Genomic DNA, 22,969 nt, shown 5'->3' with positions numbered 1-22,969 from the left:
CCGCGTGATTGACGTATAGTGATGATTCTGATATGATAAAAAATAGTAAAAACAGGTGAAGGAAGGGGTGATGTGTGTGGCAACATTATTGGATATTGCGGAGAAGGCCGGCGTGGCCAAGTCTACGGTTTCCAGAGCGCTGAGGGAAGATCCGACGCTTTCTATTACAGAGGAGACGAAGGAAAAGATCTTTTCCGTAGCGGAAGAACTCCAGTATAAGATGAAACAGGAGAAGAAATTAAAACGATGCCGGAACATTGCGATCGTTCATAAGGACACACATTTCATGAACCAGATTGATAACGCGTTCTATTTCTCGATCAGGAGTGCCGTCGAGGAAACGTGCTATCAGAAGAATATCGGGTTCACATTTGTCCCTTATTCCTTCCTGGATTCGTTTGACCGACAGATCGACGGAGCGCTGGTCGTGGGGAATTTCGACCGGAAAGAGGTGGATACAATCTGTACCGCGGTGAGGACCGGCTGTATGGTGTTTGTGGGCAAGGTGAATTACTACCCGGACCGCATGGACTGGATCTCTTACAGCATTAAGGACTGTGTTTATAAGGCCATGGGGCATCTGGCTGCCATGGGACTTAAGGATATTGCCTATCTCGGCGGGTATGACAGCGAGGATACACCGGAGGAGTTCAGCAAGTTTTCTTATTTTAAGAAGTTCATGGCCGAGCAGAAGCAGCTTCATTTTGCCGGTTCCATGGTCGGGGAACACGGCGTGGAGAGCGGTTACCAGATGATGAAACGCTGGCTCCGCGAGAAGAAGGCGGTTCCGGATGCATTTTTCGTATCCAATGATCCGATTGCCATCGGAGTGATCAAGGCGCTGAATGAGGAAGGAATCTCCGTGCCGGACAGCGTATCGGTGATTTCCATAAACGGGGACAGCTCCGGCGAATTTTCGTTCCCGGCCCTGACCACGGTCGATGTCCATACGGATGCCATGGGGCGGGAAGCGGTGGAGATTCTGGAGGAACGGATCGAAGGAAAGCGGAAGCTGATTAAAAAGGTGGAATACCAGGTGACGCTGGTGACGCGTGGAAGCGTGGGGAAAATAGAATAAGAGAGTATGGGAGTCCGGTTTCTGCCGGGCTCTTTCTTTTTTGATAAGATTTAGAAATGTAAGAATTGTTAAGAAGTATCCTCTTGACGTATGGCGCCCTTCCAGTATACAATAAAGGTATACAAATGTATACCAATACATGGCAACGGAAAGAAGGAACGGATATGGGAAGAATCGCTCTGTCAGACGGAGAATGGAAGGTCATGAATGCGCTGTGGAAGCAGCCGCCCAAGACCATCATGCAGCTTACAAAGGAACTGAAGGAGGAAACGGACTGGGGAAAAAACGTAATTATCACCATGTTGAACCGATTGGAGGCAAAGGGAGCCGTGATCCATGAGGCTGGAGGACGTGCGAAGCAGTTTTATCCGGCAGTCGACCGGGAAGATACGGTGCTGGAGGAGACGAAAGGGTTTCTGGAACGCGTTTACGAGGGGAGTGTGACCATGATGGTGGACGCCATGGTGAATTCCGGTTCCCTCTCGAAGTCGGATATTGAGGAGCTCTATGATATATTACAGAAGGCGGAGGAGGAGACGAATGGCTGAGACTCTGATTACCTCATCTGTCATCATCCTCATGCTGTGCGCGATCCGCATCCTGTTCAAAGGGAGAATCAGGCCGACCGTGCAGTACGGCCTTTGGGGAATCGCAGCGGCGCGTCTGGCTCTGCCGTGTTTCTACCCGGTGATCCGGTGGTTTGGAAGCCTGCAGAGTCCGTGGAGTATCATGAATGCGGCGGCGCCGCTGGCCGACCGTCTGGCGGTCCGGGCTCACGCTGTCACAGTGCCTTCCGGCGCGGTTCCGGTTAATCCCGGTCAGTTAGGCGCCGTGCACGCCGGACTGGAGAATGCCGCGGCCAATCCCGGTACATCTCTCATATCCGGGGCGGAGCAGGCGGGGCTGTCCGGATGGATTGTTCTCTTTCTCGGTATCTGGATTGCAGGAAGCATCCTGCTGTTTCTATGGCTTTCCGTCGTACATATCCATATGGGGAAGCGTCTCATGAAGCAGAGGACGCCGTACGAAGGCCCGGTTCCGGCGTGGTCGGCCGTGCCGGTATACTGGGCTGGGGACATTCCGACACCCTGTTATTTTGTGTATTTTGGGAAGAAGGGGATCTATCTGCCGGAACGGCTTCAGAATGATCCGGAGGCCGCCCGTCATGTGGTGGTTCATGAGGCGTGTCATGCCGGCCACCGCGACCATATTTGGGGGTGGCTCCGCTGTGTCCTGCTGTGCTGTTACTGGATCAATCCCTTCGTCTGGCTGGCAGGCTATTTATCGAAGCGGGACTGTGAGCTTTCCTGCGACGAGGCGGCTGTCCGGCGGCTGGGAGAGGCAGAGCGGTTCGCCTATGGGAGGACGCTGATCGCCATGGCAGCAGGCAGAAGGACGCCGTGGAATTTTCTGAGCACAGCCTCCGATATCGGAAATGGCAAGAAGTCCATGAAGGAGCGGATCTGGACGCTGGCTCACCATCCGAAGACGGGGCCGGTCACCGCTTTGGTGATCGCGGCGGCGGCCATAGTTCTGATCGTCTGTACTTTTACCGGGAAAATGGGGAATGGCGGCGGTGCGAAGGGCGCTGAGAACCCTGAGATTCGGGAACAGACGGTTCTGTGGGCGGAAGCATTTTGCGGACGGAACGGAAAAGAGCTGTATGCCATGTACAATCCAGACCACCGTGACGATTTCTACGACATGGAGATGGTGCAGTCAGAGAAAGACGATGCTGTTATCAGCTTTGGTATGTCCAGCCCCTGGCCTATGGACAGCGTCTACGATATAGAGGTGGACGGCAGAAATGCGGAAGTCACCTATTACGCCATGACCTCCGATCCCCACCGCTGGGTCTGGAAAGAGAAGCTTACATGGGTGAAGAATGGCGATAGCTGGTACGCAGACCAGCAGGAATTCCACACGTACGATCAGGTTACTACGGCTCAGGAATTCCGTGAGGCATACGGGGAGGCATTGACCGGCGGAGGCATGGACTACAGGACTAATGGCCTGGGGGAAGGCCTGAACAGAAACGCGCAGGGCGATCCATTTTATGAGGGCTTATTGAAACCGGAGACGGCGGCGGAAATACTCCTGAATCTGCATTCCGGCATGGGAACGGCGGCTGCAGCTGATGGAGAGACGGTAGTGACCTATACCTTCGAAAAGGGAGACAGCGTGGAACTCACCATGGTTCAGCCGTATGGCGCGGACGGAATCTGGGTTCCGGATGAGGTTCGAAAGGATGGGATCCGGGAAGAACGTACAGAGGCGACCGTGGACTCTGTTCCGGGTATGGCCGAAATTGTGGCGCTGTCTGAGCTGCCAAAGGATCAGAATCTGTTGGAGGCGATCCGCAAATGGTGGCCGGAAATCCCTTCTGAGGATAAGGAGAATGAAACTGAGGCGGAATTGAATTATGTCAACCAATATACATTTTCGTATCGTGGTGAGACGTACCGGCTTCTGGTGAGTGTCTTAAAGGAGGATGGCAGCCTGGATTACGCCTCTGTCATACGGGAACCTACCGGGGAATGGCTGAACATTTATCAGACGCCGGAGGCGGTGGAGCACTATGGCATGGTTCTTGCCGGGGGAGAAGAAACGAAAGTATTTTTCGAAACACATGCCTCCATGGCCGATTATGTGACGTACCGGCTCCAGGAGGGACTGACGGACAGCGGCTACCAAGCGGATCTGGGAGATGGGGGCGGCGGCAGCCTGTTCCTGACGGAGGACGAGGACCAGAAGGCGCGTCTGGAAGAACTGGGACGGTACGTGGACCGGGATTCGGTGCCCGATGCGTGGCTGGCTGCCGGCGGAATAATCCGGTGGAATGCCGATTACCTGTATAGGCGCTTCGATACCGGAAGCCTGATGGAGACGGCAATTCCGTGGAATCACACAACCTACTGGGGAGAGCTGGTTTCCGTGGAAGACTGTGAGGTGCCAGCGCTGCTGGAACCCCTGTGTCATGATCTTTATACGCCCTCATCCCTTGAAGAAGCAGAAAAACGGTATGGACCGATTCCGGAGGAAAATCAGACCTCCCGCATGTGGTATGTATTTTTTGCCCGCCCGGACAGCGATGTAATGTACGCCATTTATTTAAATGGAGACCTGTATAAAAAAGAAGATGCGCTGAAACTGGCGCGCAGTGTGCATTTCAAGGAGGAAGCGTTCACGCCCTGAATAAAAAGGGTGTGAACGCTTCTTTCGTATCGTGAATAATTCCTGAAATCGCGGCTTATAATAGAACAGAGAACAAGAAGGACAGCAAGGCAGGATATTATGAGATTATGGGAACGCATCGCAATCCGCGGCAATCGGGAAGTTTATTATTATGATACAAAACAGTCCTTCGAGGCGGAAGAGTTTGCTTCGAGGCTTTATGATTTGATATGTACGGAACAGGAAAACGGAAAGACGGCGGGGGTTGTGTTCCTTTGTATCGGCACCGACCGCTCCACGGGAGACAGTCTGGGACCGTTAATTGGGTACAAGCTGAAGGAAAAGCGACTTGAGCGGGTGGAGATTCTGGGAACGCTGGAACGCCCCGTCCATGCCATGAATTTAGAGACCTACCAGGCTATTTTGAAATTTCAGTATCCGGATCATGTGGTAGTGGCGGTGGATGCCTCGGTGGGGAACATCGAGCACATCGGTTATGTGACCCTTGGGAAGGGATCGCTGAAGCCCGGGCTTGGAGTCAGCAAGGAGCTGAAGGCGGTAGGCGACATTTTTATTACGGGTATTGTCGGAAGCTGCGGCAGCTTCGATCCTTTAATGCTTCAGAGCATCCGGCTGTCTGTCGTCATGCGGATGGCGGACTGTATCAGCAGAAGCATTTATCTTGTCGAAAAGTTATGGGAAAACGCTTCCCTCCTTTGACAGGTTTTGCGCTCATCCTGTGCTATGATTCATTGGATTAAAATGAATAGCGGGGTGAGCCTATGGGAGAATTGTACAATCCGTTCCCGAAGCTGCCGAAGAATATACGGCAGATCGGGGAGCGTGACCAGATCGTAAAATTGTATGTGGAAGACTACGTGAATACGTATTTGAGACGTCTGTATCCGGCGGGTGGACAGGACCTACGGGTCGGCCTACTGCTCGGAAGCGTGGAAATGAATGATGGGACGCCGTATATCTTTATCGACGGCGCCATGGAAATGGAAGATGTGACGGAACAGGGCCAGAAAGTGGTCTTTTCAGAGCTCGCGTGGAAAAAGGCGTATCAGAGTGTGGAGCAGCTGTTTCCGAAACGGTCCATCCAGGGCTGGTTTCTGTGCGGAGCGCCCGGAAATGATTTAAGTCCTCTCAATTACTGGAAGCAGCATGTCCAGTATTTTCAGGGACCCAATAAGCTGATGTATTTGAGCAGTGGTGCGGAAGGAGATGAATCGGTTTACATAACGTCAGAGGACGGATTCTATAAGCTTTGCGGCTACAGTATTTACTATGAAAGAAACCAGATGATGCAGGACTATATGGTTCTCCGGAAGGATGTAAAGAGAATTGAGTCCGGATCGGATGAGAAGGTTATTCAGGAATTCAGAAAGCGGATGGATGAGCACAAGGACGAGGTGACGGACAGGCACCAGACTCTTGGGCTTTTACGTGGTATGTGCATGGCAATGTCCATCGTGATTCTGGCAGGCGGAATCGTCATGTTTAATAATTATGAGCGGATGCAGGAGATGGAGAGCGTCATTGCGTCGGCCATACCGGAACGGGTGGAGTCTGCCCTGATGGGGAAGGATAATGCGGCGGGGAAGGATAAGCCAGAGTCCCATGTGGTGGTGGAAGAAGCGGAGGGCGGAGTCTATCCGACGACGGCTGCCGTGACAAAGGAAACCATGTCGGAGACGCAGCCGGTCAGCCAGAACGGCGGCGATGGCCAGGCGGCCGGAAATGGACAGAACGGCGGCGATAATCAAGCGGGCGGAAGCGGCCAAAATGCTGGCGACAGCCAGAACGGCGCCGCAGAAAATGCATCCGGAAACGCGGCTGGCAACGGCGGCCAGGAGAATGCACAGACGCCGGGTGGAAATAAGGGCGCGTCTCAGGAGAACAGTTCTGACGGCCAGAGTTCAGCCGGAAACACGGCAAGCGGGCAGACCGGGGACGGCCAAAAGAGCGGAAGCGATACGGGAAGCAAGCCGGCGGAGAATGGCGGCACCTCCCAGGCGGCGGCCGGAGGTACCCAGAGAGTGCACGTAGTTCAGGATGGAGAGACACTGTATGGGATCTGTATTTCAGAATATCACGATGTAAATAAATTAAAGGAAATCTGCGAGTTAAACGGACTGGAGGACGAAAATAAGATCGTATCCGGCCAGCAGCTTCTGCTTCCTTAAAATTTGCGGTCTCGCGGAAAGAAAAAAATAATGCGTTTCTCCTGGAAATGATGTATACTACAATCAAACCACTTACGGCATTTTTTAGGAGAAAACATAATGAGTGATTTAGACTCTATGAACAGAGAAATTAAAAAAAGACAGCTGAGACGGCAGATCGTTCCATCACCTGCCCCTCAGGAAGAAGACAGTGAGGAAATCGTCCGGAAGGCCCGAAAACGTGTCAAACTGAAACGGCTCAGGATTTTCCTGATTATTGGTGTGATCTTAATTGCGGCCGGTATTGGCCTGTTTCAGTATTTCCGGTATTACCAGTATACGAGCTATGACGTCGTGTGGGAAAAAGAGATGAAGGAAGGCAGCTTCGTCGGCTATATGGATTTTGGCGGAAACGTCTTGAAATACAGCAAGGATGGCGCTTCCTACATCGATAATCAGGGAAAAGAAATCTGGGTGCAGAGCTTTGAGATGAAGTCCCCCACGGCCTGTGTGAACGGCAATTACGCGGCAGTGGCGGACCAGCAGGGCAACAGCATCTATATATTTGACAAGTCGGGTCCTACAGGGACGGCAACCACACTGCTTCCGATCATCAAAGCCACAATCTCGGCCCACGGCGTTGTCGCCGCGGTTCTGGAAGATTCCACCTCGAACTATATCTATTTTTATAAGAACGACGGCAATGTCCTGGACGTAAAGATTAAGGCGCTGTTAAACGGCGAAACCGGATACCCGGTGGATATCAGCCTTTCCCCTGACGGAACACAGCTGATAGGCGCGTATGCTTACTTGAAGAACGGGGCGCTTAATGGCCGTGTCGCATTCCACAATTTTGCGGAAATCGGAAAGAGCGTACCAGACCGGGTGGTGGGCGGATTTGACGAGCCCTATGAGTCGTCCCTTGTGGCGCGGGTACATTTCCTCGACGACACGTATTCCTGTGCATTTGCAGATAACAGCGTATCCTTCTATTCGACAAAGAACGCGCTGTCGCCGGAGCTGCTTAAGCAGGTTGTGGTGGAGGAGGAGATCAGATCCGTCTTTTACTCGGACAAGTATGTGGGGATCATTGTAAATAACACGGATGGCGAGAACCCGGACCGGATGAACGTCTACAATCCCGACGGGACCCTCGTATTTTCGGAGGCGTTTCATTATCAGTACACCCAGGCCGATATTGACGGAGAGCATGTAATTTTGTATAATGAAGATTCTTGCAGGGTTTATAATATGTCCGGAAGACTGAAGTTTGAAGGAACATTTGATTTTCCCGTATCCAAGATCCGGAACGGCAGATATCCAAACACACTGCTGGTTACCGGGCCTCAGAACATGAAAGAGATAAGATTACAATAGACCAGGAGGATTAATACCAATGAGTAAGATCGAAACCATGTCAGTCAATGCAATTCGCGTCCTTTCCGCCGATGCCATACAGAAAGCGAAATCCGGTCATCCCGGTCTTCCGCTGGGCTGCGCTTCGGCCGCCTATGAGTTATGGGCAAATCACATGAACCACAATCCGGCAGACCCGAACTGGGCCAACCGGGACCGCTTTATCTTATCCGGCGGCCACGGCTCCATGCTTCTGTATTCCCTGCTCCATTTATTCGGTTATGGAGATTTATCAAAAGAAGATATCATGAATTTCAGACAGCTGGGTTCCCTGACACCGGGACATCCGGAGTATGGCCATACGGTCGGCATCGAAGCAACCACAGGACCGCTGGGAGCCGGTATGGCTATGGCTGTTGGTATGGCGGCTGCAGAGACTCATCTGGCAGAGGTCTTTAATAAGGAGGAGTATCCGGTAGTCGATCACTATACATTCGTGCTGGGCGGCGACGGCTGCATGATGGAGGGGATTTCCTCCGAGGCGTTCTCACTGGCAGGAACACTGGGACTGTCCAAACTGATCGTCCTCTATGATTCCAATAAAATTTCTATCGAGGGAAGTACGGATATCGCATTTACCGAGAATGTCCAGAAACGCATGGAAGCGTTCGGTTTCCAGACGATCACCGTGGAAGACGGCAATGATCTGGAAGCAATCGGACAAGCCATCGAGGAGGCAAAAGAAGACACCGAGCATCCGTCTTTCATCACCATTAAGACGCAGATCGGCTTCGGATGCCCGGCCAAGCAGGGCAAGGCAAGCGCTCACGGCGAGCCTCTGGGAGAAGAGAATGTGCTGGCGATGAAGGAGAACTTAGGCTGGCCATCTATGGAACCGTTCTACGTACCGGACGAGGTATATGAGCACTACGCTCACCTTGCGGAAGAGAAGGCCGAGACGGAAGCCGCATGGAACGTAATGTTTGCAGCATACTGCGAAGAATATCCGGAGATGGAGGCGCTGTGGAATGCTTATCACGATGAGAACGCAGGCGAAAAAGCCATTGAGGCGTGTGCTGATTTCTGGAGCAAACCGGAGAAAGCCGATGCCACAAGAAATATTTCCGGAAAGATTTTAAATAAGATTAAGACCTGTATGCCGAATCTGATCGGTGGATCCGCCGACTTAGCGCCTTCCAACAAGACGAATATGTCGGATATGGGAGACTACTCCAGGGAGAACCGCGGCGGACGCAACCTGCACTTCGGTGTCCGTGAGCTGGCGATGACCGCGATCGGCAACGGAATGATGCTTCATGGAGGACTGCGCGTCTTTATCGCTACCTTCTTCGTATTCAGTGATTATACAAAGCCCATGGCGCGTCTTTCCTCGCTGATGGGAGTACCGCTGACCTATATATTTACGCATGACAGCATTGGCGTCGGCGAGGATGGGCCGACCCATGAGCCGATCGAGCAGATGGCCATGCTTCGCGCCATGCCGAATTTCCATGTGTTCCGTCCCTGTGATGAGACCGAGACCGAGTGCGCATGGTATTCCGCGCTGACCTCCAAAAAGACACCTACGGCGCTGGTTCTGACGAGACAGAATTTAACACCGATGGAAGGCAGCAGCAGAGAGGCGTTAAAGGGCGGCTATGTGATCGACGACTGTGAAGGAACGCCGGATCTGATTTTCATTGCCAGCGGTTCCGAGGTAGAGCTGGCTGTCAATGCGAAGAAGCTTCTTGCAGACAGAAAGGTCCGTGTCGTTTCCATGCCGTGTATGGACTTGTTCGAGGAGCAGTCCTCGGAATATAAAGAATCCGTACTTCCGAAGTCTGTTCGGAAACGTGTAGCCGTAGAAGCCTTAAGCGACTTCGGATGGGGCAGATACGTTGGACTGGACGGAGCCTGTGTGACCATGACCGGATTCGGGGCCAGCGGCCCGGCAAACCAGTTGTTTGAGCATTTCGGCTTCACCGCCGATCATGTGGCCGAGGTTGCCAGATCCTTATAAAGGTGACAGCGCCGTCGGATAATACGAAAGGGAAAAAGGAGTATAGTTCAAAATGGGAAAGAAATGTATTGGCATTGATGTAGGCGGAACCAGTGTAAAGATCGGATTATTTGAGACTACAGGCGATCTTCTGCTGAAGTGGGAAGTCCCCACCAGAAAAGAAGAGGGCGGAAAGTATATCATCGGTGATGTGGCGGCCTCCATTTTAAAGACCCTGGAAGAGAAGCAGATTCCAATGGAAGAGGTAGTCGGCGCAGGACTGGGCGTACCGGGACCGGTTATGCCGGACGGCTCTGTCGAGGTATGCGTAAACTTAGGCTGGCACAACGTGAATCCGGGAAAAGAGCTTAGCGCACTCCTGGGCGGTCTGCCGGTAAAGAGCGGCAATGACGCCAACGTGGCGGCCCTCGGCGAGATGTGGCAGGGCGGCGGAAAAGGATTCGATGATATCGTAATGGTAACGCTGGGAACCGGCGTTGGCGGAGGCGTTATCATCGGCCAGAAGATTATTGCAGGCAAGCATGGACTGGCTGGAGAGATCGGCCACATCCATATCCGTGACGAAGAGACAGAGAGCTGCAACTGCGGCGGCGTAGGCTGTGTAGAGCAGATTTCCAGCGCCACAGGCATCGCGCGGGAGGCCAGAAGAAAGATGGCCGCATCGGATGCCCCGTCTGCCATGAGGGAGTTCGGCGACGATATCACGGCGAAGGATGTGCTGGATGCCGCAAAAGCCGGCGATGCGCTGGCACTGGAGACGATGGAAGTGGTAGGCCACTATCTGGGCCTCGCACTGGCACAGATCTCCATGGTAGTGGACCCGGAGGTGTTTGTACTGGGCGGTGGTGTGTCAAAGGCAGGACAATTCCTGATCGATACCATTTATAAGCATTACGATAAGTATACTCCGATCTCCAAGAATAAGAGTGGAATCGTACTGGCGACCCTGGGCAATGATGCCGGAATTTATGGGGCGGCCAGACAGATATTGGATTAATTTGCTAATTTTTCGTTAATATGGCCGTTTGGACTTTAAAATCAGGAATAAACGTGGTAAACTCAAACTATAGATAGTACATAAAGAAAGGGGTATTGTTATGAAATTTTATGTTTGTAACCACTGCGGCAATATTATCGCATATGTAAAGAGCAGCGGCGTTCCCGTAGTCTGTTGCGGAGATGTCATGAAGGAGCTGGTTCCTAATACCACGGATGCTGCGGTTGAGAAGCATGTCCCTGTGATACATACAGACGGTCAGAAGGTGACCGTAACGGTAGGTTCTGCCAAGCACCCGATGCTTGAAGAGCACTATATCGAATGGATCGCGCTGGCGACAAAGCAGGGCAACCAGAGAAAAGAACTGAAACCGGGCCAGGAGCCTCAGGCAGAGTTTATGATCAGCGAGGACGACGAGGTCTTAGAAGTATATGCATACTGCAATCTTCATGGATTGTGGAAGGCATAAGAAACTATAATGAATATTCAACAGCGCCCGAAGCAAGTAACTTCGGGCGCTGTTTTTTACTGCACTTCCTCAGGATAGCAGCAATTCTTTGGCTTTCATTCGGTTAGATCCCCATAACTCCATTCCAAAAACTCCATCCCAAAAAGTCCATCCCCAAAACTTCTTCAGTCATAATAGGATTTCGCAACGTCTAGGTCAACCGGCACTCCCTGATACGTGGTATACCAGTTTTCATACTCCGGATTATTCCATACGGTTCCATCTTCAAAGGTAATCTGTTTCACACAGGCAAGGAGATAACTAACTTTGTGTATATGGCCGGGCTGATCCCACCAGCCGTCAAATAAGTGCAGTCCATCCGTTTCACTCGATTTACCGGGGGCAATGCTTTCGTAGCATCCCGAAGTCAGCCATTGATAAGATTTGGGGGAATTTGGCTCGATACCCGTAACGATTCCGTAATCTGTACCGTCTGTACTAAAACCAATACTGCCAACCTCGCCGTTTTTCGCCACATTTCGGGCATCCCAGTAAAGCTCTAATGGCTGGCCGTCCTTATCATAAGCCAGGAGACCAACGTCACAGCGGCTGATGGTGCGGTCGGAATTGTTTGTTACGATCAGCCTGACAAACGGCCATCTGTAAGGAGCATCCTCATACTGAATACTACATGAATCTACGGTAAGATAGGGGCCGCCGGTAATAGCTGAGTCAGAACCGTCAACAAACTGCTTTGTCTTTTCCGTATAGCTGACCTCCCTGGAGTTATAGAAAATGGTTAATTTTACGTTGCGCGGAACTGCAATAAGCACATAATCTACGTTTCCCTTACCCATATCAAACACACTGACGCTTAGGCCATTTGCATCTGACTGGGGCTGATAGGCGTAATTATGCGGTAAACCGCTGTAATAAATATACTGATACTCTGTTCCTTCTATTACATACCAGATTCCGGGATTACAGGTGGTTATCATGCTTAAAATGTCGTCGGAAACGAGTTCCTTTGTCAGGCGGCTCACATCTTCTGCCGAATCAGTGATCGGTACATCGGGGGCCGCAGTGCCCTGTGTGTTGAGCTGCGCAGGCGAAGCGCCATGGAGATCGGCGGCATACGCTCCTGTAAAAGATGCGCCATAGAGTAATGCCAGCGTCAGTATGCCGGTGATCACAGCCGTGGCTTTTGATTTTTTTCTATAATGCATAATTGCGTCAAGCCTTTCTTTTAATAGTTCTGCGCTCCTGTTGAGTGTCACAGAAGCCAGAGAATCCTTGTAGGTACCGCCCAGATTTACAGCGTTTAGCAGGGTATCCCCATAAGCCCGCCGTCCGTCCTTATCCAGTGATTTTATGACTGCTTCATCACAGGAAAATTCACAGGCGCGGTTAATCTCCCGGCCCATCAGATAGACCAGAGGATTAAACCAGTGGAGGCAGATTGAAATCTGCACCAGCCATTTGTAGAACATATCCCTCCGCTTGTAATGGGTCAATTCATGCAGGATGGTATACTGAAAATCGGAATCCGGAAGTTCTGCAGACGGCAGCATGATACATGGCCGGAAGAAACCGATTAAGAGCGGGGACGAGATCAGGCTGTTTGTGTATAGCCCGACAGCACCTCTTACGCCTGTTTGCTCGATCAGACTTCCTATCTGCTCCCAGAGCGCCATATCGGAAATCTCAACCCGTCCGGCATTGATATACTTTACAAAACTCTGATAGATGGTTACTTTCCGGATCAATAGTCCGACAGCAACAATCAGCCAGATTGATAAACACAGGGCTGCTGCATTTTGGGCCGCCATGTGGAATATGCCCGGCCGTGTCTCCTGTTTTAGCCCCGCATAATTCCCACCGCCTGCACCAGGCTGTTCCGCGGCGGGGCGGTCATGATCGTCAGACTCAGCTTTGTCCAGTTTCATATCATTCGGTTCCGCATACGAGTCCGCATCCGTCAAAACCGCCGCAGCACCAACATGCTGAAACAGATTTCCCACAAGACTGGCTTCCGGCGTAAAGGGAAGCAGCAGACGGAAAATGACAACCAGCCAGATATAATACTGCCATTGTTTGCTTAACCGGTCTCGGACAATGGGCCTGCAAAGCAGAAAAATAAGAATCAGCAATGACCCGGAGAGAGACAGGGAAAGGATTGTTTTTAGCAGCTCGTTCATTCCTTATTATCACCGCCTTTCCAGTGATTTTTTAATTCCTCATAGTCATCGGCGGAAATCAGTTCCTTCTGGATCAGCGTGGAGATCAGCCCTTTTGCGTCTCCCTCATAGATCTTATCGAGAAATGTTTCTGTCTGGGCTGCCTGGTACTCCGCCTCGGAAACAAGGGCGGTGTATCTGTTCCGGCGTCCGATCTTATTCGTTTTTAAAAAGCCCTTTTCAATCAGGCGCAGAAGCAGGGAGATGATGGTGTTCTTGGTGGTTGACATTCCTTTGCTGTCCAGCTTTTCGACAATTTCCGCGTAGAGGGCGGTTCCTCCATTCTCCCAAATAATTTTCATCAGTTCCAATTCGAAATCAGATACCTGCTGCAGCATGTTGCTCCTCCTCTTTTGATTGCATAATGCACTCTAATATTAGGATAGCATCCTGCAATCTAAAAGTCAACACCATAAAATCTTTTAGATAATTAATGGACGATCTTGTTTTATTGTTAACGGACAGAAAGGAAAAGCCGGAAAAAATTACATAAGTATGGACATAGAAGATCTTTTTAAGTAAAATGATATGTATAAAAAGTGGAAAAACACTTACAAAGTGGAAAACTCCAGTCTGGAATGACGATAAAGTGGAAAAGAGGAGGCCCGGTATGGATTATGGATTTAAACCTGAAAAACGAGTGGTCACAGAGAAGACCCCGGCCGTTTTTGCGTGTGGGGCGCTGCTCTTTTATGTGGCCTCCGGCAGCGGAACCCTCCACGTAAATGGCGTGAAGCTGGAGCTTGGAAAAGGGAGCTTCGGCTGGCTTCACACATACCATATCTACCAGTTTGAACCGGAGTGGGGGAAGGCGCTGGAGCTGCTCTGCTGTCCGTTTGACTATGCTTCGGCTTCCTACGTCACCTATCGGAACAGCTTGAAGATCACGATGACTGTCCTGACGGAAAACTCTCCGGTGGTGAGACTGTATGGGGAAGATGCAGACGATGTCAGGTCGCTGATGGAAGAGTTGATGGAAGAAGGCTCCGGGAGTGGGGCCGCGGATATTGTGCAGGGATACTCCCTGTTTCTGGAGATCGTCACGCTGTTTCTCCGCTATTCAGCGAGGGAGTCTGAGCAGCAGGAGGGACAGGGGAAGCCGTTTGAGCGAAGTCTGGCCTGGAAGCTGCTCCAGCATATTTTCACCTACAGCAACGAGAATCTGACGAGGGAAAAGCTGGCAGCCGTCTATGGAGTAACGGTGCGGCAGGTCAGCTGTCAGCTAAGCCTTGTGGCAGGTCTGAACTTCGCAGGCCTTCTAAACCGGGCAAGGGTGGACCGGGCCTGCGATATGATGCATTTCGGCGGACTGACGATGCAGTACATCGCACGTTACGTCGGATACCATTCGGAGACCTCCTTTTACCGGTCCTTTAAGCAGGTGATGGGGATGACGCCCCAGGAGTACCAGAAGGCCGTCCTGCCGGAGGCGGGGAAAGAGGCGGCCCATATCGATACGCGCGCGCTGCTGATCCTGAATTATCTGTTTGGCCATTACCGTGAACCACTGACCACACAGGACACGGCAAAGGCCCTGTATCTGGAGAAAAGCTCTGTAAATCCCCTGTTAAAGGAGAACTTTGGTCTGGATCACAGCGGTATTCTGACAGAGCTGCGAATGACGTATTCGGAATCGCTGCTGGAAAACAGCCGGATGCCGGTGGTGGATATCGCGTTTGCGTGCGGCTATAACAGTTCCCATACGTTCATCCGGATTTTTTCGGAGCGCCATGGCATGACGCCCGGAGAGTACCGGCGCTTTTCCATACATGACGGGTTTAACCGCAGATAATGCAACGGGAGGGAAATAACATGGAATGTTCACTGGAGACGAGAGAAGACTCCGGATTTCGGGGAAAACAGTATTTTTCGCCGGAATTGCTGCCGGAGAGACTGAAGGCGCGCGCCTTTCGTTTAAACGGGGAGGGGGCCTTCGAGAACAGGGAGGACGTGACCGTACTTTCCATACGGAGAGGAAAAGGGCGCATGGTTTTGAACAACCGGGTTTATCCGCTGGAGCCGGGGATGGTGTTTATTCTCTATCCATATCACGTCTGGAAGGCCCAGGCAGATGAGGGATGTGTGCTGGAGGGGGAAGAGTGTGTGATGAACATGGGTGCCATGCTGTTTCTGTTTGCAATCCCGCCCTACCACCGTCCAGTGCCGGTATTTGAAGAGAATCCATCTGTTTACCGCCTGGATCAGGAGTATAAATGCCGTGTGGAACGGCTGTGGGACCGGCTTCTGAAGGAAAATGAATCTACGGACTGCTACGGCGGAAGAATGCAGTTTTCTCTTATTATGCGGATTATGGTCCTCTGCCGAAAACATGGAAAAGTCATCGACTGCTCCGCCTTTTAAATGGATTTGTCAAAAAATAGACGAAAAATCAGGCCATATTGACACTCTTCTAAAATTATTTTATACTGAGTCAAAATTCTGACAGGGTCAGATCAGTTTAGAGGAGGTAGTTCAGTATGACGAGATGTATGATCGGGGCATTAAAGGGGAAAGCAGCTATAATCACTGGCGGAGGTTCCGGAATTGGAAAATCTATGGTGGAACGTTACCTGGCGGAGGGCGCTTCCGTAGTGGCTGCGGACATCAATGAAGCGAGCCTGAAGGCGCTTTTAGAAGAGCTGGAACCGGAGTACGGCGATAAGCTTAAGATTCTTAAGGTGAACGTATCCAGCAAAGAGGAAGTGGAGGCGATGATTGATTATACCGTCGAAGCCTTTGGAAAAGTGGACGTGGTCATCAACAACGCCGGAATTTTGGATAACCTTCTTCCCATTGCGGAAATGCCGGACGATGTATGGGAAAGGATTATGAATATCAACTTAAACAGCGTCATGTATGCATGCAGGAAGGCGGTCCAGTATTTCCTTAAGGAGAAACGTGAGGGAACGATCATCAATACGGCTTCCTTAAGCGGTCTCTGCGCCGGCCGCGGCGGTCTGGCGTACACCACCTCCAAGTTTGCCGTCGTAGGTCTGACGAAGAACGTGGCCTTCATGTATTCCGACGCAGGAATCCGATGCAACGCGCTGTGTCCGGGTGCCATTGAGAGCAACATCGGAAGCGGTATGAGAGAGCCCAGCAAGCTCGGCTTGACAAAGGCCGTAACCGGTAATTCCGGACGCCACCGCAACGGATCTGCGGACGAGGTTGCCACTGCGGCAGTATTCCTCGCGTCAGACGCCGCTTCCTTCATCAACGGTGAGACGCTGACGATTGACGGGGGGTGGAGCGCCTATTAAACACGTGTGACAATAACTGCATAGAACTGTGCTGACAACCCGGCAGATATTACCTTCCCCCAAGCCGGTTTGTCAGCTGTCTGCAGGAAGCCGGCCAGGAAGCTGACCGCGATACTGACCGCGAAACTGTCTGGGCGTACATCCGTAATGGCGTGTAAACAGCTCAGAATAGTAGCTTAAGTGGTTAAATCCGCACTCTGTTGCAATCTGTGTAATGCTCTTATCCGTCTTCTTAAGGAGATGAGAACTTACCTCCAGCCGGTAGGAATTCAGAAAATCGATCGGCGACTGGCATAAGTATTTTTTGAATATCTGGCAGCATTTGCTGCGGCACACTCCGCCGGAAGCCGCTATGGACGACAGCGTCAGCCGCTCCGTATAATGCTGGTAAATAAAAGAAACCATATCTTTCTGAACCTTCGTATCCATGTCTTCACTGCCCGGTGCGGCAGGATTACCGGCCTGAAACTGCCGGGCAAGATTCTTCCATACCCTATAAAACAGTCCGATAATCTCCAGCTCGTACCCATACTCCCCCTGCCGTTTTAGTTCCGTCATGTCCGTTAGACTGTCCAGAATAAACGCATGGCCGGGGCAGCTGGAATCCAGATATACATATTCTGTTTCCCGGTCCTCCAGAATCGGCAGCAGGTATTTGCGGAAAATCAGCTTGTTTGACGAGAACAGCGCGGGATGGACGAGAATGCAGAGAAAGGAACAGTCCTTCTGGTCGATGGAGGAGCCGTAATGCATCTGCCTCGTGTTGACCATGATCCCGTCATGTTCTTTCAATACCAGATTCTTTCCATTGATATAATAGTTCATCTCACCATCGATAATCTTGATAAACTCCAGGTCATCGTGCCAGTGGCACAGTGCCTTCCTGTCCGGATACCGGGACAATTCTCCTGTCTGTATGTAGAGCGGTATGCCTGTTTCGTCGTAGCGGACGATCTCAGAGGCGTCCTGCATAACATCAACATTTATCTTTCCATCATTATTCAGCATTGTTCTCACCATAAAATACGATTGTTATAATATATAACGATTATACCGATATTGAACCCGTATATCAAGTAATATAATTATAAAATATAAATCAAAGCCAGACCACAGCCTAGTACTGCATTGCGTAATTAATTGTGAATAAAATGCCTGATATCTGCGTCAGAGGCGTGTCTGCAAAGCGACGGCGTAGTGGACCCTACGGCTAGCTTTGCAGGCGCGGCTCTGGCGTAGATAGCGGGTGTTTTATCACAGTTAATTACGCAATGCAGTACTAGCGGCACACACGGTGGATGGCGGCTTACGGGGAGTTCTGATGAGAGAGAATGACAAACACTTTTACAAAAATTTATTCGTTCTGGTTCTGCCGATCGCGTTTCAGAATCTGATGTCGGCGCTGGTCAGCGCTTCGGACGCCATGATGCTCGGTATGGTGAACCAGGATTCTTTATCGGCGGTATCGCTGGCGGCGCAGGTGCAGTTTGTCCTGAGCCTGTTCTGGGCGGCCCTGACCATCGGGACGACGATTCTGGCTGCGCAGTACTGGGGAAAGAATGACCGGCTGTCTGTTGAAAAGATTCTGGCGATCGTCCTCAAGTACTCCTTCGTGATTTCGTTCCTGTTTTTCGCGGCGGCGGCCCTCTGCCCGCAGGCGCTGATGCGCATCTTTACGAACGATGTAACGCTGATCGCGCTGGGCGCCGTATACTTAAGGATTGTCAGCTGGTCTTACCTGCTGGCGGGAATCTCCCAGATCTATCTCTGTATCATGAGAAACAGCGGCAGGACGCTTAAGAGCACGGTGTTTGGCTCGGTCTCCATGGTTTTAAATATTCTGCTGAATGGTATTTTGATATTTGGACTGTTTGGGTTTCCGAAGCTTGGAATCAGCGGCGCGGCCATTGCGACCGTGATTGCCAGGGCGGCAGAGTTAGGTCTGGCGATGTGGGAAAACTGTAAGAAAGATGTGGTACGGATTCACTGGAGCCTTCTGAAAGAGTCTCACGCCGTGCTGCGGAAAGATTTTGTCAAATACACCTCCCCTGTTATGGCCAATGAACTGGTGTGGGGCTGCGGCTTTACCATGTTTACCGTGATTATGGGCCATCTGGGGAGTGATGCCGTGGCGGCCAACTCCATCGCCGGAATCGTGAAGAACCTGATCTCCTGCCTTTGCATCGGCATCGGCTCCGGAAGCGGAATCATCGTGGGAAATGAGCTGGGAAGCGGAAACCTTGTCCGGGCCAGGGAGTACGGCGGACGGCTCGGCCGCCTGTCACTGGTAATGGGAGCCGTGTCCGGCGTCATCCTGCTGGCGTTCAGTCCCTGGATCATGCGGTATGCCGCCAATTTAAGCCCACAGGCACAGGCGTATCTGCATGGAATGCTGTTTATGTGTGCGTATTATCTGATTGCGAAGTCGGCCAATATGACGGTGGTGGCGGGAATCTTCTGCGCGGGAGGCGACACGAAATTCGGCTTCCTGTGCGACACGGTCACGATGTGGATGATTATCGTTCCAATCGGCCTGTTGGCGGCCTTTGTCTTTAAGCTTCCGGTGCTGGCGGTTTATTTTCTGCTGAACCTGGATGAATTTGTGAAGCTTCCGGCGGTCTACCGCCATTATAAAAAATATCAGTGGGTCAGAAACCTGACCAGGGAGGAGCTTGTATGACGATGAGAGAACGTATTGCAGATGGAAAACTGTTTACGGATGACTGCGAGGGAATGCCTGAGGAGCGGAGACGGTGTAAAGTGCAGATGGCGGCATTTAACGCGTCGTCACCGGACGATCCGCAGGAGAGGGCGCGGATTATGACAGAGCTTTTCGGCAGGGAGACGAAGGCATGGATTGAGCCGCCGTTTTACTGCTGCTATGGCACTCATATCACCATCGGAGATGGTACTTATGTAAACTTTAACTGCAGCTTTGTGGATGACGGGAAGATCACGATTGGCAGCCAGGTGCTGTTTGGGCCGGCGGTGACCATCGCTACCGTGGGCCATCCGGTTAATCCGGAGATGCGCCGCTATATGTACGCGGATCCGGTGACGATCGGGGATAACTGCTGGATCGGAGCCGGAGCTGTCATCTGTCCGGGCGTGACCATCGGGAAGAACAGTGTAATCGGAGCGGGCAGCGTCGTTACCGCGGACATCCCCGCGGATTCGGTGGCCGTCGGCAGCCCCTGCCGCGTGATTCGTGCCATCAATGAAAATGACAGGAAATACTACTATAAGGATCGTGAGATTACAGAGGAAGATCTGGCGGAAGAGGCGGCTCTCAGCAGCCGTACTGAATAAAAGGAGAAGGACATGCTGGCGGATTACCATACACATACGTATTACAGCGATGATTCGGAATGTCCCATGGAGGACATGGTGAAAAAAGCCGTGGCCATTGGGCTCGACGAGATTGCATTTACAGAACACGTGGATTACGGCGTGAAGACGGATTTAAACTGCGGCTATGAGGCGTATTTCGAGGAAGTGGAGAGACTTAAGGAGAGGTACCGGGACCGGATCGCCATAAAGGCGGGGATCGAATTCGGGGTGCAGAGCCACACCATTCCTCTGTTTCGCCGTGACTTTGAACGGTATCCCTTCGAGTTTGTCATCCTGAGCAATCATCAGGTGGGAGACCGGGAGTTCTGGAATTATGAATTCCAGGAAGGAAAGAGCCAGGAAGAGTATCAGACGGCCTATTACGAGGCGATCTACGATGTGGTCCGGCAGTACAGTGGATATTCCGTATTGGGGCATTTAGACATGATTAAGAGGTACGACCGCTTCGGAGACTATCCGGATGACCGGATCATGGAAATGGTGGACCGGATTCTGCGTCAGGTGATCGCAGACGGAAAGGGCATTGAAGTCAATACGTCAAGCTTCAAATACGGCCTGAAGGATCTGATGCCGAGCCGCGCCATATTGAGACGTTACCGGGAACTGGGAGGAACCATTCTGACGATTGGCTCCGATACCCATGAGACGGTGCATCTCGGTGACCACATCGCTGAGGTAAAACAGGTGCTGAAGGACATGGGATATCGGACGTTTAACACCTTTTCCAGGATGGAGCCGGTTTACCACGATCTGTAATATAGAATACATTCCATTAACGCGTCAGAAAAGCCGCTGCAAATGAGGAAGCCCAGAGCTTCCGTCTCCGTTTGCAGCGGCCTTTTTTGTATTTGTACAGTTACCGGATGTTTACAATTTTTACGGATATGGTATACTATATTGCAATCCATCATCCATCCGAAGAAGATGGCGGAATTCCTGTGATTTTCATGAAATTCTATGCTATAATGAACACGCGGGCAGTAAAAGTACCTTCCCAGGGGCGCTTTCCTGTTACGCAAAAAATCCCCATAAAAATGAGGAGACCCCGGTCGACGAGCAACCGGGGCAATTATGAAAAATCTATGTGCAATTTGACGATATAATCAATTCGCATAAATGATTTCCTATGCATTTAGTATAAAAAATACATGTGAATAAAATATGAACTTCATGTAAACAGATTATGAAAAATAGAAGGAGGCTTCATGGGAGAGAAAATAAGCAGAAAAACCATTGTTATCGGCCACAAGAATCCGGACACGGATTCCATCTGTTCGGCCATCTGTTATGCCAACTTAAAACGGTGCGTTACGGGGGAGAACTACCAGCCGGGACGGGCCGGGGCAGTTAATGAAGAGACACAGTTTGTTTTAAAGCATTTCAATGTGGAGGCCCCGGAAATTATCGAGAACGTCAAAACGCAGGTCCGTGATATCGAGATCAGGGAGACGGCGGGCGTGAAGAAGAACCTTTCCTTAAAGAAAGCATGGAATATCATGCAGGAGGCGAACGTCGTCACCATTCCGGCTGTCACGGAGGAAGGGCTGCTGGAGGGGCTTATCACAGTCGGTGATATTGCAAAATCCTATATGAACGTCTATGACAGCAGCATTTTATCCAAGGCCAATACGCAGTACGCCAATATCGTGGAGACCCTGGAAGGGGCCATGATCGTGGGGGATGAGACATCGTATTTCAGCGAGGGCAAGGTTCTCATCGCGGCGGCTAATCCGGATATGATGGAGTATTATATATCCAGGGGCGATTTGGTCATTCTTGGGAACCGGTACGAATCCCAGCTCTGCGCGATCGAGATGGACGCTGCCTGCATCATCGTGTGCGAGGGCGCGGCTGTCTCCATGACGATTAAGAAGCTGGCGCAGGAGCACGGATGTACGGTTATGACGACACCGTATGATACCTTTACGGCTGCCCGCCTTGTCAATCAGAGCATGCCGATCAGCTATTTTATGAAGACAGAGGCATTGATTACGTTCGAAATGGACGATTATATCGATGATATCAAGGACGTGATGGCGAGCAAACGCCACCGCGATTTCCCTATTCTCGATAAGAACGGCAGATACCGCGGCATGATTTCACGCCGGAACCTGTTAGGTGCCAAGGGCAAACGCATCATCCTGGTGGATCACAACGAGAAGAGCCAGGCGGTGGAAGGCATGGAGAGTGCCGAGATTCTGGAAATCATCGATCACCACAGACTGGGAACGGTGGAAACCATTGCGCCTGTATTTTTCCGCAATCAGCCGGTAGGCTGTACCGCCACCATCGTCTATCAGATGTATCAGGAAAACCGTGTGGAGATCGAACCGTGGATCGCCGGTCTTCTGTGCAGCGCCATCATTTCCGATACGCTGCTGTTCCGGTCACCGACCTGTACCGACGTGGATAAGAGGGCGGCGCTCCATCTGGCTGAAATCGCCGGGGTGGAAGTGGAATCGTACGCTGCTTCCATGTTTGCTGCGGGAAGCAATCTGAAGGGAAAGACCGATGTGGAGATCTTTTATCAGGACTTCAAGAAGTTCTCGGTCGGAAAGGTTTCCTTTGGCGTGGGACAGATCAGCTCCTTAAACGCGGGTGAGCTGGAAGAGTTAAAGGACCGCATGCTGCCGTACATGGCGAAGGCCAGAGAGGAGCACGGCATGGATATGATGTTCTTCATGCTGACCAATATATTGACCGAGTCCACGGAGCTTCTCTGTGAGGGGCAGGGGGCCGAGCAGCTGATCGCAGGTGCATTCCGGACGTATTCGGAAGAGGGCGCAGGCGTTAAGGATCACGTGGTCAGCCTTCCGGGCGTGGTATCCAGGAAGAAACAGCTGATTCCGGGAATCATGCTGGCAGTTCAGGCCTAATACA

19 protein-coding genes are annotated in these 22,969 nt (G+C 51.4%); 16 read left to right on the top strand and 3 right to left on the bottom strand.

Annotated features, from left to right (window positions below; all coding sequences use genetic code 11):
* Positions 1-70 precede the first annotated feature (70 nt).
* The 9 genes from H8S80_RS18135 (at position 71) to H8S80_RS18095 (ending at position 11,262) form a co-directional block, all read left to right on the top strand.
* Complete coding sequence (locus H8S80_RS18135; RefSeq protein WP_117633175.1) at positions 71-1,078, top strand: LacI family DNA-binding transcriptional regulator; 1,008 nt, start codon at positions 71-73, stop codon at positions 1,076-1,078.
* 164 nt (positions 1,079-1,242) lie between these two features.
* On the top strand, positions 1,243-1,626 hold the full coding sequence (locus tag H8S80_RS18130) for a BlaI/MecI/CopY family transcriptional regulator (protein ID WP_055658415.1): 384 nt from the start codon (positions 1,243-1,245) through the stop codon (positions 1,624-1,626).
* Positions 1,619-4,273, top strand: a complete 2,655-nt coding sequence (locus tag H8S80_RS18125; protein WP_181988034.1) for a M56 family metallopeptidase — start codon at positions 1,619-1,621, stop codon at positions 4,271-4,273. The genes H8S80_RS18130 and H8S80_RS18125 overlap by 8 nt, the downstream gene beginning before the upstream one ends.
* 99 nt (positions 4,274-4,372) lie before the next feature.
* Entirely contained in the window at positions 4,373-4,972 is a 600-nt protein-coding gene (gene yyaC / locus H8S80_RS18120; protein WP_002605507.1) for a spore protease YyaC, read from the top strand.
* Positions 4,973-5,034: 62 nt separating this feature from the next.
* On the top strand, positions 5,035-6,441 hold the full coding sequence (locus H8S80_RS18115) for a LysM peptidoglycan-binding domain-containing protein (protein WP_117633173.1): 1,407 nt from the start codon (positions 5,035-5,037) through the stop codon (positions 6,439-6,441).
* A gap of 99 nt (positions 6,442-6,540) precedes the next feature.
* Positions 6,541-7,797 carry a DUF5711 family protein gene (locus H8S80_RS18110; protein ID WP_002605509.1) on the top strand — a complete coding sequence of 419 codons (1,257 nt, stop codon included), beginning with the start codon at positions 6,541-6,543 and terminating at the stop codon, positions 7,795-7,797.
* 19 nt (positions 7,798-7,816) lie between these two features.
* Positions 7,817-9,796, top strand: coding sequence for a transketolase (gene tkt / locus H8S80_RS18105; RefSeq protein ID WP_117633172.1), 1,980 nt, complete (start codon positions 7,817-7,819; stop codon positions 9,794-9,796).
* A 52-nt stretch (positions 9,797-9,848) separates the two neighbouring features.
* Positions 9,849-10,793 carry an ROK family glucokinase gene (locus tag H8S80_RS18100; RefSeq protein WP_002605511.1) on the top strand — a complete coding sequence of 315 codons (945 nt, stop codon included), beginning with the start codon at positions 9,849-9,851 and terminating at the stop codon, positions 10,791-10,793.
* A gap of 100 nt (positions 10,794-10,893) precedes the next feature.
* A complete protein-coding gene (locus H8S80_RS18095; protein ID WP_002605512.1) occupies positions 10,894-11,262 on the top strand; it encodes a desulfoferrodoxin family protein in 369 nt (122 codons plus the stop codon).
* A 164-nt stretch (positions 11,263-11,426) separates the two neighbouring features.
* Here H8S80_RS18095 and H8S80_RS18090 read toward each other — a convergent pair whose 3' ends face one another.
* Positions 11,427-13,439: a M56 family metallopeptidase gene (locus H8S80_RS18090; protein WP_117633171.1), complete on the bottom strand. Its 2,013-nt coding sequence runs from the start codon at positions 13,437-13,439 to the stop codon at positions 11,427-11,429.
* On the bottom strand, positions 13,436-13,816 hold the full coding sequence (locus H8S80_RS18085) for a BlaI/MecI/CopY family transcriptional regulator (RefSeq protein ID WP_117633170.1): 381 nt from the start codon (positions 13,814-13,816) through the stop codon (positions 13,436-13,438). Before H8S80_RS18085 ends, H8S80_RS18090 begins: the two co-directional genes overlap by 4 nt.
* 272 nt (positions 13,817-14,088) lie before the next feature.
* Here H8S80_RS18085 and H8S80_RS18080 point away from each other — a divergent pair, with 272 nt between their 5' ends.
* The 3 genes from H8S80_RS18080 to H8S80_RS18070 all read left to right on the top strand — a co-directional run bounded on the left by H8S80_RS18080 (position 14,089) and on the right by H8S80_RS18070 (position 16,738).
* Positions 14,089-15,270, top strand: a complete 1,182-nt coding sequence (locus H8S80_RS18080) for a helix-turn-helix domain-containing protein (protein WP_117633169.1) — start codon at positions 14,089-14,091, stop codon at positions 15,268-15,270.
* Between the two features lie 20 nt (positions 15,271-15,290).
* Positions 15,291-15,839: an AraC family ligand binding domain-containing protein gene (locus tag H8S80_RS18075; protein WP_002605516.1), complete on the top strand. Its 549-nt coding sequence runs from the start codon at positions 15,291-15,293 to the stop codon at positions 15,837-15,839.
* 116 nt (positions 15,840-15,955) lie between these two features.
* Positions 15,956-16,738, top strand: a complete 783-nt coding sequence (locus H8S80_RS18070) for a glucose 1-dehydrogenase (protein WP_117633168.1) — start codon at positions 15,956-15,958, stop codon at positions 16,736-16,738.
* Positions 16,739-16,810: 72 nt separating this feature from the next.
* On the opposite strand, the gene H8S80_RS18065 is transcribed toward H8S80_RS18070, so the two are convergent.
* Positions 16,811-17,746 carry an AraC family transcriptional regulator gene (locus H8S80_RS18065; protein WP_243008000.1) on the bottom strand — a complete coding sequence of 312 codons (936 nt, stop codon included), beginning with the start codon at positions 17,744-17,746 and terminating at the stop codon, positions 16,811-16,813.
* Positions 17,747-18,059: 313 nt separating this feature from the next.
* Between H8S80_RS18065 and H8S80_RS18060 the strand changes: the two genes are divergently transcribed.
* The 4 genes from H8S80_RS18060 to H8S80_RS18045 all read left to right on the top strand — a co-directional run bounded on the left by H8S80_RS18060 (position 18,060) and on the right by H8S80_RS18045 (position 22,965).
* Positions 18,060-19,418: an MATE family efflux transporter gene (locus H8S80_RS18060; RefSeq protein ID WP_117633166.1), complete on the top strand. Its 1,359-nt coding sequence runs from the start codon at positions 18,060-18,062 to the stop codon at positions 19,416-19,418.
* Positions 19,415-20,047, top strand: a complete 633-nt coding sequence (locus H8S80_RS18055) for a sugar O-acetyltransferase (protein ID WP_117633165.1) — start codon at positions 19,415-19,417, stop codon at positions 20,045-20,047. Before H8S80_RS18060 ends, H8S80_RS18055 begins: the two co-directional genes overlap by 4 nt.
* A 12-nt stretch (positions 20,048-20,059) precedes the next feature.
* Positions 20,060-20,845: a histidinol-phosphatase HisJ family protein gene (locus H8S80_RS18050; protein ID WP_117633164.1), complete on the top strand. Its 786-nt coding sequence runs from the start codon at positions 20,060-20,062 to the stop codon at positions 20,843-20,845.
* A gap of 449 nt (positions 20,846-21,294) precedes the next feature.
* Positions 21,295-22,965 carry a putative manganese-dependent inorganic diphosphatase gene (locus H8S80_RS18045; RefSeq protein ID WP_029467586.1) on the top strand — a complete coding sequence of 557 codons (1,671 nt, stop codon included), beginning with the start codon at positions 21,295-21,297 and terminating at the stop codon, positions 22,963-22,965.
* Positions 22,966-22,969 lie beyond the last annotated feature (4 nt).

The sequence above is a fragment of the Hungatella sp. L36 genome, assembly GCF_014288035.1.
The sequence above is the reverse complement of the archived record's forward strand: the minus strand, read 5'-3'. Positions and strand labels throughout refer to the sequence as shown.